The organism is Flavobacterium johnsoniae, from assembly GCF_030388325.1.
Lineage (GTDB): Bacteria > Bacteroidota > Bacteroidia > Flavobacteriales > Flavobacteriaceae > Flavobacterium > Flavobacterium johnsoniae_C.
Window position 1 is genome coordinate 3,421,245 of sequence record NZ_CP103794.1, and the last position, 15,312, is coordinate 3,436,556.

The 15,312-nt window shown below is 31.6% G+C and carries 10 protein-coding genes; 8 read left to right on the forward strand and 2 right to left on the reverse strand.

Annotated features, from left to right (window positions below; translation table 11 throughout):
• Window positions 1–4: 4 nt before the first annotated feature.
• Both NYQ10_RS14905 and NYQ10_RS14910 read right to left on the reverse strand, forming a co-directional pair.
• Window positions 5–1,414, reverse strand: coding sequence for a RagB/SusD family nutrient uptake outer membrane protein (locus NYQ10_RS14905; RefSeq protein WP_289877122.1), 1,410 nt, complete (start codon window positions 1,412–1,414; stop codon window positions 5–7).
• Between the two features lie 12 nt (window positions 1,415–1,426).
• The gene (locus NYQ10_RS14910) at window positions 1,427–4,450 is read right to left on the reverse strand and encodes a SusC/RagA family TonB-linked outer membrane protein (RefSeq protein ID WP_289877123.1); all 3,024 of its coding nucleotides are present in this window, start codon (window positions 4,448–4,450) and stop codon (window positions 1,427–1,429) included.
• A 529-nt stretch (window positions 4,451–4,979) separates the two neighbouring features.
• Here NYQ10_RS14910 and NYQ10_RS14915 point away from each other — a divergent pair.
• The 8 genes from NYQ10_RS14915 to NYQ10_RS14950 all read left to right on the forward strand — a co-directional run bounded on the left by NYQ10_RS14915 (window position 4,980) and on the right by NYQ10_RS14950 (window position 15,297).
• Window positions 4,980–5,240 carry a helix-turn-helix domain-containing protein gene (locus NYQ10_RS14915; protein ID WP_289877124.1) on the forward strand — a complete coding sequence of 87 codons (261 nt, stop codon included), beginning with the start codon at window positions 4,980–4,982 and terminating at the stop codon, window positions 5,238–5,240.
• Between the two features lie 114 nt (window positions 5,241–5,354).
• Complete coding sequence (locus NYQ10_RS14920; RefSeq protein ID WP_289877125.1) at window positions 5,355–7,103, forward strand: DUF262 domain-containing protein; 1,749 nt, start codon at window positions 5,355–5,357, stop codon at window positions 7,101–7,103.
• Between the two features lie 38 nt (window positions 7,104–7,141).
• Window positions 7,142–7,918: a hypothetical protein gene (locus tag NYQ10_RS14925; RefSeq protein WP_289877126.1), complete on the forward strand. Its 777-nt coding sequence runs from the start codon at window positions 7,142–7,144 to the stop codon at window positions 7,916–7,918.
• A 173-nt stretch (window positions 7,919–8,091) separates the two neighbouring features.
• Window positions 8,092–8,973, forward strand: coding sequence for a DUF4007 family protein (locus NYQ10_RS14930; protein ID WP_289877127.1), 882 nt, complete (start codon window positions 8,092–8,094; stop codon window positions 8,971–8,973).
• A complete protein-coding gene (locus NYQ10_RS14935; protein WP_289877128.1) occupies window positions 8,963–12,184 on the forward strand; it encodes a hypothetical protein in 3,222 nt (1,073 codons plus the stop codon). Before NYQ10_RS14930 ends, NYQ10_RS14935 begins: the two co-directional genes overlap by 11 nt.
• The gene (locus tag NYQ10_RS14940; RefSeq protein ID WP_289877129.1) at window positions 12,177–13,286 is read left to right on the forward strand and encodes a phosphoadenosine phosphosulfate reductase family protein; all 1,110 of its coding nucleotides are present in this window, start codon (window positions 12,177–12,179) and stop codon (window positions 13,284–13,286) included. Before NYQ10_RS14935 ends, NYQ10_RS14940 begins: the two co-directional genes overlap by 8 nt.
• Before the next feature lie 2 nt (window positions 13,287–13,288).
• Complete coding sequence (locus NYQ10_RS14945; protein ID WP_289877130.1) at window positions 13,289–14,386, forward strand: DUF262 domain-containing protein; 1,098 nt, start codon at window positions 13,289–13,291, stop codon at window positions 14,384–14,386.
• Window positions 14,383–15,297 (forward strand): protein kinase family protein, encoded by a 915-nt coding sequence (locus tag NYQ10_RS14950; protein ID WP_289877131.1) that lies wholly within the window; start codon window positions 14,383–14,385, stop codon window positions 15,295–15,297. The genes NYQ10_RS14945 and NYQ10_RS14950 overlap by 4 nt, the downstream gene beginning before the upstream one ends.
• The last annotated feature ends 15 nt before the right edge of the window (window positions 15,298–15,312 follow it).

Genomic DNA, 15,312 nt, shown 5'->3' on the forward strand with positions numbered 1-15,312 from the left:
ATTATTAATAACCTGGATTTTGAGGTTGTAAATTTGGATTCAAGATAAGCTCAGATTCAGGAATCGGGAGCAGTCGGTCTGTTGAATTCCAGCCAAATTTTACTCCCGTTAATACGGCATCTAGGTCTCCATTTCTTTTCAAATCAAAAAAGCGATGGCCGGATTCAGTAAACATCTCGTAGCGACGTTCCGTTTTTACAGCTGCAATTATTTCCTGTTGTGAAAGCGCATTTGTATCATTCAAACCTGCATTACGTCTAATTTTATTGAGATCTTCCTTTGCGCCAATTAAATCTCCCTGATAGGCTCTTGCTTCTGCCCTAATCAGGTATTGCTCTGCTAATCTGAATTGAATTGAATACTCAACTGATGCCGAGGTCATGAGCTTCGTCTTATATTTATATGCAAAGGACCAGCTAAGGGAACCTTTGGAGACAGACCCTATCCATTTTTGTTTTCTCAGGTCGCCTGTTTCAAAAGAGTCCACAAACATGGGATTTAATGCAACATCGGAGGGAGGGCCAGCAAGCAAGATCATCGCACCACCTTCAGCGGTATTTTGCCCTTCAAGCGCTGGCTTGTACTGCCAAATAGTAGTGGTACTTCCTTTTAGAAATATCTTGTTGAGATCACTTTCCCACTTATATATATCATTTTTATTTATGATATAAGAAGCCGCATTACTCGCTTCTGCCCAATGTTGCGAGTATAGGTATACTCGCGCGAGAAGGGCCATTGCAACAGCTTTATTAGGACGGGTTCGCTCCGTTGTTAAATATTTTTCCTGCAGCAGGGAATACGAAACAAGCAGATCCTCTATTATTTTTGAATATAAGAACTCTGCAGGACGTCTGACTGCCCTATTGTTTGAAACATAATCTGTACTTGTAATGTAGGGAACATCACCATAGAGGTTCATCAGATAGAAATGTATCAAAGACCTGATAAATAATGATTCGCCTGTAAATTGATCTTTATCTGCTTGGGATAGTTGTTTAGAGTTGGAAATTCCCTCGATTAAAGAGTTTGTGGCATAAATTTGACTATAGGCCGCTTTCCACCAATTATTCACCTGTGGATTTGAGGGAAGTAACGTATTGTTATAAAAATTCAACGTTGTGTTTGAACTTGTCCCGTAAAAATTCAATTCATCTGCATATGCGCCCATTTTTGTTGTTATCGATATATTGCTTCCAGATAAAATGCCCGTATCGCGCATCGAAGAATATACCGCTGTTACTGCTGCTTCGGCAGTTGCCCTGTCTTGAAAGACAGTCTCAGTGGTGAGCTGTCCAGATGGCTGGCTGACCTCCACAAAAGAATCACATCCAGTATTAAAAAGAAGGAGTGCCAAAAAGATTGCAATCTTTTGGCAAGTATTATTTTTTCCGATTGTATATAGGATTGCTGTCATAGTGTTGAAACTTTAAAATGTGAGATTAAGACCGGTTGTGAAAACTGTCAAAGGGGGCAAATACCCTGTAAATTTAAATTCGGGATCCATTCCTTTGTAAGGAGTGAAAGTCAGCAGGTTCTGACCTTCAAATGATATACGGCACTGCACTTTTTTAATCCATTCTTTAGGCAGTGCAAATGATAATGAAACATTTTTCAGACGTACATAAGAAGCGTCAGTTATAACCGCATCACTGCTAAAATATTTTGAAGCCGCATCGAGTGTTTTACCATCTGCACCTGTACTGTACTTTTGTAACTCCGAAGCATCACCAATTTTCTGCCACCTGTTTGTGATCCGGGTTGTCTGATTGTTCATTGTTCCGGGCATTCCCAGTGTATATTCTTCGCTGTAATTTTTCTGCTTGGAAAACTGAAAAAGAAAGTCGAGTCTCCAGTTCTTCCACGTGATCTGGTTCTGAAGTCCGCCGAAAAATTTTGGATTGAGATCTGAAACGAAAATTTTATCTTCTGGTGATGTAATCTTACCGTCATTATTAACATCTTCAAACTGATAATTTCCACTTGACGGATCAACTGCTTTATAGTGATACGTTTTTACAATATTCAGAGGTTCTCCAATAATAAATTTGTTTTCGTAAGTCGATCCTTTAAGCTGGGGAAAGGAAAGCAGTTTATTTTTGGCGATCGATATGTTGAAATTAGTTGTCCAGCTGAAATGTTTTTTTTGAAAGTTTACAGTCCTCAAAGTGATTTCAAGGCCCGTATTTTGAACAGTCGCATTTAGATTGGATTGAATAGAAGCAAAGCCTGTAGTGGCGGCGAGAGGTATTCCCACCAACTGGCTTGATGACCTGTTTAAATACCAAGCCGCAGTTAAAAAGATTCGGTCCTCAAAGAAGCCCGTTTCCAGTGCAGCTTCTAGTTTGTTGTTAATTTCCCATTTAAAATTTGGGTTAAACAGCCGTGTCGGTAAAATTCCTATAACCCCACCGTACTTTACACCAGTCGACGTGTAGGTGTTAATGAATTGGTAATCACCAATCTGATCACTTCCGGTTGTTCCGTAACTGGCTCTTATTTTTCCGTAATTAATAATACTTAAGTTGTTGTTTTTTTCTCTTATAAATATCCATGCCGCGCCAACTGCACCGAAATTAGCAAATTGATTTCCGGGACCAAATCGGCTTGATCCGTCCCGTCTGCCGGTAAGATTGATAATATACTTATCGTCAAAAACAAAGTTCAAACGGCCAAAAAAAGCCTGATACTTATAAATTGATTCGGTGTCTGATACAGCGTTTAGTACCTTTGCAGAAGCCAAATTATAAATCAGAGCGTTGCTTGTATAACCAGTGGCCTCCTGAAGTAATTGGCCTCCTGTAAGTTTTTGAAAGGTACTACCAAAAAGTACCTGTGTTTTGAGTTTTCCATATGTTTCGCTCCATTCAAGCTGAGGTTCAATTATCCATGACTGCCTTTCTGTTGAATTTGCGGTAATTGCGGAGTATTCACTGCCTAACTGATAAACAGGATCAAACATAGTGGAGGGTTGCGTGCGGGTCTCATAATGATTTGTGCTGGTAAATCCCAGACTCGTCTTTATCGTCAGCTGTGGAATTATCGCATAAGACAGCATAGTGCTTGCAGTGAGATCATTTGTGTTAGTCCTGTATTTCCCTTCCAGTGCCGCGAGGGGATTTTCCCATGTACTGTTCTCCCAGTTTAGATTGCCGCTTTCATCGTAAAGAGACGGCGCATTGGGAGCCAGAACTGTTACATATCTAGTCAGGTCGATGGATGGCTGGCTGTTTTTCTGCACTGTGTATCCCGCTGTTGTATTAATTTTAAATTTGCCGTTTTCCGATTCATGGTTAACTGCAATGCGAAAATTTGCTTTGTTATAACCAAAATCTCCGGGAAAAACTGTTGTTTCCCTGTGAAGTGAGGAGCTTGAAAGGAATTGAGTTTGTGCAGAACCGCCTGATAAAGTGCCCTGTAAATCGGTATAGCTGGCCATACCGCCTATAAATTCTTTCTGCCAGTCTGTGTACCGGTTTTGAGCCCAAGTTCCGTTTACATCGTAGTCCGAGGGACCAAATGGAATACCGTCATTTTTAAAAGCTTCAGTACGCATCTGTAAATACTGTTCTGTATGCATCAGATCCATAAATCTGGTGACCATACCAATTCCCTGCCGGTAATCCAGAACAAATCGTGTAACACCTTCTTTACCTTTTTTTGTGGTAATAAGCACAACACCATTTGCCCCCCTAGACCCGTAAATAGCTGTTGCATCTGCATCTTTTAGTACCTCGATACTTTCAATGTCGGAAGGATTTATCGAATTTAAAGGGTCTGATGTAGCAGGAAGAACTACAGTACTGCGGTTGTTTCCTATTGTTTCAGATGAATAGGGAACCCCATCAATGATATACAATGGAGCATTCCCATCCGTACGTATACTATTTCTTCCTCTAATTTGTATGTCAAATCCGCCTCCTGCCACACCAGTTGTCTGGGTAATGTTTACTCCGGCCATACGCCCCTGCATTGCGGCAAGGACATTGGAGACTGGCTGATTTTCGATGTCCTTAGAGGTTATACGTGCAATACTTCCTGTTCTTTCGCTTTCCTTGACAGAATAATATCCAGCATTGACATGTACTTCCTGAAGCGTAGTCGTATCATACTCAAGAACTATATCCATTCTAGTACGGCTCTGAATTGGATAAAATGCCTTCTTAAATCCAATGAAGGAAACAACTAAAGTGTCTCCCGGTGACGCAGATATACTGTAATGACCATTATAATCAGAAATAGCGGCAACATGACTTTTGTTTTTAATGGAGATTGTAACACCTGGCAAGGGATTACTACCGTCGGTAACTGTACCCTGAATCTGCTGCTGCAGGATTGAAGAAAGATTCCGTCTAGGATCTTTGGCTTGAAGTGATGAAAAAGACAATATAAAGCCAAGAAAAATTAGGCAATAAAGAGCTCTTCCATCCTTGTAAAATGAAAAATTATTCATAATATTGGATTGGTTAGTTTAAACGTTAGTTTGATTGGCTACAACCCTCTATACTAGTTTTGTCGCTGTGGTAGGGGGTTGTTTTTTTATTCTTCAAAGAAATCTTTGAATTATCATAAGAGGATTTTTTTTATTTCACATTGATACTGATTAAAGATTCGACATTTAAGAAAATGCGAAGTCTCAAATAACTATTTTGAAATATTTACTTTGAATTTGTCTGAGGTATAAAAAAAGGCGCAGAACTCAGCTTATCGTTTCAGAGGCATTGGCATACCTAACCACAAATAAGTGAGCCCACGCCCATAAGGTCGTGAGCATCTTACTTATCATCTCGTGGTTATAAAAACGCCAATTTTCTGAAACGAGATTCAAAGCGAATGCTTCAATATTGTCTTGAAGAGTCGCAAAGATATTAATTCATTTTTAATTGAATTGTTACAAATATATGTAAAATAATATTTATGGTGATATATCACCATAAATATTTTTAATAAAAGTCAAATATTGTTCTTTTAAATAAAACATTATGGCTAAGGAGGAAATATTAAAAGCATATAAAAAGGCTTTTGGCGAAAATCTAAAAAAGATTAGGGCAGAAAAAATAAAAACTCTTAGTGGAGTAGACAGTACAACTAAGTTTGATTCGAGTAATTACCATAAATATGAGATTGGTACTGGAAATCCAACTCTTGAAACAATAATTAGTATTGCAACAGGGCTTGGGATTCATCCAAAGGAATTACTTGATTTTGATTTCGATTTAAAAAAATTAGATATTCACAGATAAGATGCTTTGAGCATCTTTTTTTATGATCATAAATTTTAAAAACAGGTATAAATACTGTAATGATTTTTATTATAAAGAATTATTTTGCCTGTTTTAAACCGTCAAATAAAATTTATGTCATTTTTCCCTCCATTATCAGTTGCCGATGCAATTGAAAAGATAGATTATAATCAATATTTATTGCCTGCTATTCAAAGAGATTTTGTTTGGTCAAGTTCAAAAATTGAAATGCTTTTTGATTCATTGATGCAAGGTTATCCAATTGGCTCAATGCTTTTATGGCGCGTAAATGGTAAGAATACCGAAAATCAAAGATTTTACGGAATTTTGAAAAAATATCGTGAACGTTATTTAATAAGGTCAGAGGAAGTTTCTACCAAAAACATACCGAGTTTTGAAGTAGTCTTAGATGGGCAACAAAGGTTAACAGCTTTATATTTAGGTTTAAAAGGATCATATGCTTTTAAAGGCTATAACTTGGCATGGAAAGATACTGAGTATTCAATACCAACTAGATATCTATATTTAAATTTAAGATATAAAAAGAATAAACGAAATGACTTAAATGACAGTGATGATGACAGAAGGTATGAATTTACGTTTTTAAAGCCTGAAGAAATATTAAATATTGATGAAGACAACAAATGGTTTAAAGTAGGTGATATTCTTGGAATAAAAGGTACATCTCAATTGAATACATATTTTAAAAATAATAATATAATTTGTGATGAAGCTCAGGAAATATTAAGCAGACTTCATGATATTGTACATTTAGAAAAATTAATTCACTATTATCTTGAGGAAAGTTCTGATTTCACTAGAGCTTTAAATATTTTTATTAGAGTTAATTCAGGAGGCATTTCACTCAGTTACTCTGATTTAGTTATGTCTACGACTATTATGGGATGGCAGAATCTTGATGCAAAAAAAGAAATAAATGGATTAGTGGACGAATTGATAAAGGAATATGGTTATGCTGTAAATAAAGATTTTGTTCTACGCACTTATTTAGTACTTTACAGTGATGATATTAAATTTAGGGTTAAAAACTTTTCTATAAAAAATGCAAAAGAATTTGAAGAATATTGGAAAGAAATAAAAACTACAATTAGAGAAGTTTTTCAACTTGTAACTGACTTTGGTTATGCACCAAGTACTTTGACATCTTTAAATGCGCTGCTACCAATTGTGTACTATTTGTACAAAACAGATAGGGTACAAGGCTTTTGCCAGAAAGTTAAATATAAAAAAGATAGAGAATTAATAAAGAGATGGTTGCATGTCGCTCTATTACATCAAATATTTGGTGGACAAGCAGAAGGCGTCTTAAAGGCAATTAGAGATACCGTGAAAAAAGACATTGAAAAAGGAGCCGAAATTTTCCCTGCACAGTCAATAGCAAGCCGATTGTCCAAAACTAATAAGTCAATTACAGTTGATGAAGAATTTATAGACGGACTTTTATTTACAAGTAAAGATAGTAGGTATGCGTTTCCCATCTTAGCTCTACTATTTCCTCACTTAGATTACAAAAACAGAGATTTCCATTTAGATCATTGTCACCCTATTTCGCATTTTAATGAAAAAAAACTAAAATCAAAAGGTATTTTACTAACTGATAAAAATAAAGAATATTATACTGAAGCGGACTATTTTAACTCTATACTTAATTTGCAAATGCTCGATGGAAATGAGAACAAATCTAAAAATTCGAAAGATTTGAAAATATGGATTGATGAAAATAATATTTCTTTAAAAGCTTACCACTTACCTAAAGAAGTTGATCTGGGTGACTTTCCAATTTTTTTAGAAAAAAGAAGTGAATTATTACGCAAAGTTTTGACTGAAGAATTGACATTTTAAATTTTTATATAAAGTTATAGTTTAAAAAAAAAAATTAAATGAATTCATCAGAAATAATTGAACAAATTAAAATTGGATTAACTAAAGGATATAATCAAAACTTACTTTTATTAAGTTCATCCAGTTATTTTATCGAACAGGTTCGAGAATATTTACTGACAGTTAATGTTGCTCAGCAACTTTTAGAATGGAATAAATATCATAATTATAAAATCCAATTAGAATATCCCATTTTGCAATTTTATAATAATGCGTTTCTTTCTCATGACTTAGACGTTACTGACATATTTAATATGGTGTTACTTCAGCGCCAAACTGGACATTCACCGACTAATAAATTAAATCAAAAAATTGATATTGCGATCACTCGAGAAGAAACAGATTTTCAAGCATTTTCACAGGACCGTACTATTTGTGGAATAGAATTAAAAGCTATTAATAAAACTGACAATGAAATCATAAATGATGCAAAGAGGATGGGTAGTGCAATGACACTTACAGACAATATTTCTTCAAACAGTATTCAATATTGTTTTTGTGGTTTTCTTCGAAGGTTTGATAAGTGTGAGGAATTAGTGACAGACATTTTTATCAAAACTAAAATAATTCAAGAACAAAATCGCTGGGATAGTATCTGTACAAATTTGTCAATAGAATTTTCAACACTTAATTTTTCTGTAGAAAAATTTGATGTAGTTAATACTTCTCTGGAATTAATAGCTGATATTCATAATAAAATGGGTAGCGACTTTTCTGAAGTAGCAAATGCAACAGGAATTATAGTAGGTTATATTTTATCTATCAACCGAAAATAAAAAAGGGGAGGGTAAATTATCTAATACTCTCATCTACAATCTGTAGCTTAATTGATTTAATATAGAAATTGATAATATTTAAAACTTTAATAAAACTATATTTTATAAATCGGAAACAAGTTTCTTTTTTTCGTTATTTTGTATAATTAGAATAAATTCATATTAAATTTAAAATGATTGAAGAAAAACAAACTATAAAATTCACTTTTTCAGGACATGACACATTTCATTGTCGTCATTTGTGGTTAAAGAAAGGATATGATTTTGTTAAGAAAGGGAATAAATTTTCTCAATTAAACGCTGTTTTAGAATTGGGAGTGGGTAAAAATATGGTTTCTGCTATCAGTTTTTGGATGAAAGCATTTGGGTTATTAGACAATGACGGGCATCTAACAGAGTTTGCGAACTATATTTTTGACGATGAAATGGGAAAAGACCCTTACATTGAGGATGAAGGTACTTTATGGCTTTTACATTATATATTAGTAAAGAATGACAATGCATCCATTTATAATTTAATATATAATGATTTTAGACGTGAAAAAATTGAATTTTCAAAGGAACATTTTATTGCATATGTTTCAAGAAAGATTGATGAGAATAACTTAACTCAAATTAGTAAAAATACAATTGCTAGTGATTTTGAAGTATTTGTAAAAATGTATACAATACCGGAAAATATTAAAGATAAGGAGGAGAACCTAACAGGACTATTGGCAGAACTTAATTTGTTGCACAAAGAAAAACTAACCTTTAGTGTAATCAACGATGAAAAAAATAATATTCCTGATGAAATATTACTCTTTTCTATTCTTGATAATGATGATTTTAGTAATTCGATCAATTTATACTCATTAGAGCATGAAAAAAATCAAGTCGGTAGTGTCTTTGCAATTAATAGGGCAGGAATTGTAAATAAAATTGAAGGAATTGCATCGGATACTAATTTTAAAAAGTATGGCATTACTTATAACGATCATGCAGGAATTAAAGAATTGCAATTTAGAGATAAACCAAACAAATACGAAGTATTAAACATATATTATGCTAAATAAATTTACAACATCTGTAAATATTATACGAGATGAGGAGAAGGAAATAAATTATATCCCAACTCATAATGCTATACGTTTAGCATCACAAATCGTAAGTGATTTTAAAAAAGGAATTCGTTCCTTCAATATTATTGGTTCTTACGGGACAGGTAAAAGTTCATTTTTGCTTGCTTTTCAAGAAAGCTTATCAAATAGAAAAAAATATTTTAATGTAGCTTTTTTACCAAATCAGGAATATGGTAAAATCAACATTATTGGAGAATACAGGTCTTTAATAGATGTTTTCATCGACTTATTTGACTTAGAGTCAAAAAATACTACTGCTGAAACTATATTTTCAGAAGTTTTTAATAGATATTATGCTTTAGGGCAAAATCCGTTGTTAATCATAACAATTGATGAGTTTGGTAAGTTTTTAGAATATGCTTCAAAAAACAACCCCGAAAAAGAATTATTTTTCTTGCAGCAGTTTTCAGAATTTGTAAATGATACTTCTCATAATATAGTTTTACTAACATCTGTACATCAAAATTTTGATGCTTATGCTTTTTCATTAGATTACACTCAAAAACAAGAATGGACAAAAGTTAAAGGCCGTTTTAAAGAAATTACTTTTAATGAGCCCATCGAACAATTATTGTTTTTAGCTGCAGAACATCTAAACAAACTGCCATCTTCAGACAGAGAAAATACACAGATTAAGGAAGCTAACAAGCTTTTGTATGATTCAAAAGCATTTAACTTTAATGAAGATTATATTAGCGAAATAGCAGAAAAATTGTATCCATTAGATGCAATTTCTGCGTATGTTATCACTCAATCTCTACAAAAATATGGACAAAATGAGAGGTCTCTTTTTACATTTTTAGAGTCTACCGATTTTGCGGGTTTATTTCAGTTCAAGCAATTAAAAAAAGGTTTTTATTCATTGCCAGAGATTTATGATTATTTAACTTTTAATTTTTACTCTTTTCTTAATTCGAAGTATAATCCAGATTTTAATTCTTGGAAGTCTATAAAGAATGCATTAGAAGTTGTCGAAGCTTCATTCGAGACAAATTTAAGTGAATATTCAAAACTAATTAAAAGTATAGGAGTTTTAAATATTAATACCGGTGCCAGTGCGGTTTTAGACAGCGGTTTTTGGGAAAAATACTCGGAGAAAGTTTTATCAGTTAATAACTCAAAAGAGCTATTAAAGAATCTAGTTGATAAAAAAATAATAGTTTACAGAAATTATTTGAAGAGATTTATTCTTCATGAAGGTACAGATTTAGATATTGAGCTGGCATTGTTGGAGGCAGAAAATAAGGTTGATAATATCACTGATGTTGTTACTATGCTAAACAAGTATTATAACTTGCATCCTGTTTTAGCAAAGAAGGTAATGTTTGAAGTTGGAACTCCAAGATTATTTGAATATAAAATATCACATTTTCCTATTGATGAGATACCTCAAAATGAAATTGACGGATTTATTAATTTAGTTTTTAATGATAAAGATATTTTAGATGAAGTAAAAATAAAATCTGCCGAGAGCCAAGAAGCTATTTTATATTGTTACTATAAAAATGCTAAACAGATAAAAGAGCTTTTGTTTGAAATTGAGAAAACGAGAAAAGTGATTGCAGAAAATGAAAATGATAAAGTTGCAACTAGAGAATTAAATAATATCGTTCAGCATCAAATTAATCTTTTAAATCATAAAATTCTAAATAACTTTTATGGAACAAATTCTGAGGTTGTTTGGTTTTATAAAGGAAGCCAATTAGAAATTAAAAGTAAAAAAGATTTAAACAGTAAGCTCTCTGAAATATCGGATTCAGTTTATTGTAACTCACCAATTTTTAAAAATGAGTTGGTAAATAAACATAAGATTTCGACATCAATACATGTTGCAAAAAAAAATTACTTAAAAGCATTAGTTACTAATTGGAATAAATTACAATTAGGATTTCCAGAAGACAAATTTCCTGCAGAAAAAACAATTTATTTATCTCTGCTTGAAAATAATGATATATATCTATATTCTGATAAAATTAGTGATATAATAAAGCCTAACGAAAGAAATAGGTTCAATTTTTTATGGGACGAATCCCTTAATTTTCTTGAAAGTGCTAAAATCGGAAGAAGAAAAGTAAGTGAATTTGCTGATGTTTTAAGTAAAAGACCTTACAAACTTAAACAAGGTCTTATTGATTTATGGATTCCCACTTTTTTGTTTATTAAGCGTGACGATTTTGCGTTATTTAGCAATAACGGATATATTGCGAATCTTAGTGATGAAGTACTTGAGTTGTTAATAAAAAAACCAGAAGATTTTGAGATAAAAACATTTGCGATTGAAGGCGTTAAATTAGATATTTTTAATAGATACAGAATTTTTTTAGATCAGACAACAAAAGAGAAAATATCAAATGACAGTTTTATAGAAACTATAAAACCGTTTTTAACTTTCTATAGAGATTTACCTGATTATACAAAAAATACTAATCGTTTATCTAAAGAAGCTCTCGGAATTCGTAGCGCAATTTTTTTGGCAAAAGATCCTGAACATACATTTTTTGAATCATTTCCTAATGCACTAAATTTTAAAATTCAACAGATTCAATCCTCTGCAGAGAAGTTACAATCCTTTTCGATCAAGCTACAAGATTCAATTAAAGAAATAAGAAATTGTTACGATGAATTAATTAATAGAGTAGAAGATTTTATAAAAAGTGATGTTGTAGGAGAAGATTTTGATTTTGAAGATTATAAAAACAATTTACAAACTAGATATAAAAAATTGAGACGACACTTATTATTGCCCAGTCAAAAAATATTTGTTCAACGATTGGATTCTCAAATTGATGATAAAAAAGCATGGCTTAATTCATTAGTTCAAGCACTCATTGGTAAGACGTTAGACAAAACTACAGATGAAGATGAGCTTTTAATATATGATAAGTTTAAGTCTATGATTATGGAATTAGATAGTTTAACTTCACTTTCTAAATCTGATTTTAATGAAGAAAAGGAAGATGTTTATGATTTACAAATTAATACCTTTTTTAAAGGTCTAAGTAAAAAAATTATTCGTTTACCAAAAGAAAAGAAAGAAGAAGTTTTTAAAATACAAAAAGAGTTAGAAAATGTTTTGTCTAGAGATAGTTCTTTAAATATTGCAGCATTGACTAATCTTTTAAAAGAAATGCTTAAAAATGAGTAAGGTAAGACATGTGTTAGGAATATCCGGAGGGAAAGATAGTGCTGCTTTGGCAATATATATGAAAAAAAAATATCCTGATTTGGATATAGAATATTATACTTCAGATACAGGGAAAGAATTGCAGGAAACTTATGATTTAATCTCAAATTTGGAGACCTTTCTTGGGAAAAAAATAACTGTTTTAAAAGCAGTAAATGACAGTTCTGAAGATAATCCATTCGATCATTTCATAAAATTATTTAAAGGATATTTACCATCATCAAATGCGAGATGGTGTACCAAAAAATTAAAGTTAGATCCGTTTGAAAATTTTGTTGGTGATGATCCCGTTATTTCGTATGTTGGAATTAGAGGTGATGAGGATAGGGAAGGCTATATTTCAAAGAAAAACAATATTCAATCGATCTTTCCTTTTAGAAAAAGTATATGGAGTGAGGATGTAATTTCAAAAGTTCTTTCTAATAAGAATATATCATTAACAAGTAAAATACTTTCTTCACAGCCAAAAAATGACAAAACCGAAAGAATATTAGAGCTTATAAATACTGAAATTTCGACAAGTTTTTCTCAAAGTCAAAAACTTAATGCATTGTTAGATTTAGGAATTAAAGAATTTAATGCAATTGTTTTTCAATTTTTGAAAACTACTGAATATCCTTTATCAACTGAAGAATTGTTTCCATTAATTGAAAATGAAGATATTCTAGTTCGAGATGATATATTTAAATTACTTGAAGATTCTGGAGTAGGTGTTCCAGCTTATTATAAACAAGTAGAATTTGAAATCAATGGAGAAAAGTCCTCATATGCAAGAAGTCGCTCAGGTTGTTTCTTCTGTTTCTATCAACAAAAGATTGAATGGATATGGTTATATGAACAACACCCGGATTTATTTTATAAAGCATTAGAATATGAGAAAGATGGATATACTTGGATGCAAGACGAAAGTTTAGAGGAAATTATAAAACCAGAGCGTGTAGCTAAAATTAAAGAAGATCACTTAAAAAGAACCAATAAAAAAGCACAAAATAAAAAATCCCCCTATCTTCTAGATTTATTAGATGATGCCGAAGGAGAAGGATGCGCTTCTTGTTTTATATAGATATGAAATACACAATTACTAAATGGACAGTCGAAAAATTACTGTTAATGCAATCGCAAGGGGACATAATTTTAAGTCCACCTTATCAAAGAAATTTTATATGGTCTATTAAAGATCAACAATACTTAATAGATTCTATTATCAAGGGAAGTCCTATACCTAATTTTTTTCTTCTTGAAAAGGCTGATGGAAAATTAGAAATGGTAGATGGACAGCAAAGATCTCGGACGATTTTGAGTTTTATCTCCGGTCAATTTACTGACTTGGAAGGTAAAACTTATTCTGCGCAAGATCATCCTACCTTTTTAAATTATGAGTTTCCGGTAACAATAATAACAGATACAGAAGGTGAACAAATAGAGAAGTTTTATGCATTAGTAAATAAAACAGGAGTACATTTAAATAAACCTGAGGTACGTAAGGCAGATTATTATGACACGAATTTCTTAAATCTTATAAATGAAATATCGACATCAAAAAAAGTAGAAATTTTGAACTTATTTTCTGAGGGGTCACTTAAAAGAATGAATGATACTGATTTTATTTCAGAATTAATCGTTCTTATAAAGATCGGGCATGTTGATAAAAAAAATCATATTGATGAGTATTTTAAGAGTGATATTAGAACCGATGAAGCATCAGAAATTAAAATAACATTCAATAGTATTTTGGATAAGATTAATCTTTTGAATAAAACTTTTGAAGTTAGTAAAACAAGATATAAGCAACGGAATGATTTTTACACTTTATTTAATTTTATTCTGGATAATTCTACAATTGACTTAGATGTGCTAAAATATTTTTATAAAATTTTAGTATTAATTTCAAAAGATATAAAACCCACACAAGATAACTGCGAACCTTTAAAAGAATATGCTAGAAACTGTGTAACCCAATCTAATTCAAAATTAGCAAGAGAAAATAGATTAAACTTTTTTAATGAGCTATTATTAAATAAAAATTTAAAAGCAAATAAAACACAAAAGTTAATTTTAAAATTTTACAATTTAGATGCTAAAAATATAGTTAAAGTTGGAGCATACACAGTTATTGACATCGAAGAATTAAATAAAATTAAAAACATAACCTTTAAAAGATGAAATTTGTAGATGGCAACATAAAACTATCAGATAATCAAGATGAAAATTATATTGAAATTGATAATGAAGATTTCTTTCTTTCTTACTTGAATGCGGATTTTAAATCTAATAAAGGGGCAAGTTCTAATCTATTTATTTTGCATGATCCGAATGGAGATACGGAGGACAGGGTAATTAAAATCTGTAAAACCCCATTAAATCCGGCTGCCAGGACTCAAGATAAACGTATAACTAGATTTAAAAGAGAGATTAAGGCATTTACTCTCGTTAAAAAGTATAATTTATCAGGCGTTGTAATATTTTTCGGAAATGGAGAAGTTGAAATTGCGGACCAAACTTTTTTATTCATAATTTTAGAAAAAGCAGATAATGATTTAGCTAATTATCTAGAAAAAAATAATTTTAAATTTTCATTAAACCAAAAGCTTTCATTTTGTGTTAGTATATTGAATGGTATTAAGCAGCTTCATGATAAAGGAATTTATCATAGAGATATTAAACATGACAATATTTTAATAGTTAACAATGAATTCAAAATCGCAGATTTAGGACTTGTGCAATTTCGAGAAAAGGATTCAGATATAGACTCTGCGAATGAAAAAATTGGACCTATAGGTTGGTTATCTCCGGAAGCAACAAATAAGATGCTCACAAAAAATAAAAAAATTGGAAATATCTATGATTGCGATATTAATTACAAATCAGATATATTTCAGTTAGGTAAATTATTTTGGTATATTTTTCAAGGAAATTTACCCTTGGGGCAATTAATTTTGAATGATAAAAAATCTGGCGAATCTGACATTTTTGAAATTATATTTTTAATGTTGCAATATGATAAGCAAAGACGACCTGAAATAGATCAAATCAATTTACTGTTTGATCCAATAAAAATTAGATTAGCAGTTTAGTTTAAAGTAATTAAT

What these genes read in the sequence shown, in the direction of transcription:
- NYQ10_RS14905 (WP_289877122.1), bottom strand. Translation starts at nt 1,414, where the DNA reads ATGACAGCAATCCTATATACAATCGGAAAAAATAATACTTGCCAAAAG.
- NYQ10_RS14910 (WP_289877123.1), bottom strand. Translation starts at nt 4,450, where the DNA reads ATGAATAATTTTTCATTTTACAAGGATGGAAGAGCTCTTTATTGCCTA.
- NYQ10_RS14915 (WP_289877124.1), top strand. Translation starts at nt 4,980, where the DNA reads ATGGCTAAGGAGGAAATATTAAAAGCATATAAAAAGGCTTTTGGCGAA.
- NYQ10_RS14920 (WP_289877125.1), top strand. Translation starts at nt 5,355, where the DNA reads ATGTCATTTTTCCCTCCATTATCAGTTGCCGATGCAATTGAAAAGATA.
- NYQ10_RS14925 (WP_289877126.1), top strand. Translation starts at nt 7,142, where the DNA reads ATGAATTCATCAGAAATAATTGAACAAATTAAAATTGGATTAACTAAA.
- NYQ10_RS14930 (WP_289877127.1), top strand. Translation starts at nt 8,092, where the DNA reads ATGATTGAAGAAAAACAAACTATAAAATTCACTTTTTCAGGACATGAC.
- NYQ10_RS14935 (WP_289877128.1), top strand. Translation starts at nt 8,963, where the DNA reads ATGCTAAATAAATTTACAACATCTGTAAATATTATACGAGATGAGGAG.
- NYQ10_RS14940 (WP_289877129.1), top strand. Translation starts at nt 12,177, where the DNA reads ATGAGTAAGGTAAGACATGTGTTAGGAATATCCGGAGGGAAAGATAGT.
- NYQ10_RS14945 (WP_289877130.1), top strand. Translation starts at nt 13,289, where the DNA reads ATGAAATACACAATTACTAAATGGACAGTCGAAAAATTACTGTTAATG.
- NYQ10_RS14950 (WP_289877131.1), top strand. Translation starts at nt 14,383, where the DNA reads ATGAAATTTGTAGATGGCAACATAAAACTATCAGATAATCAAGATGAA.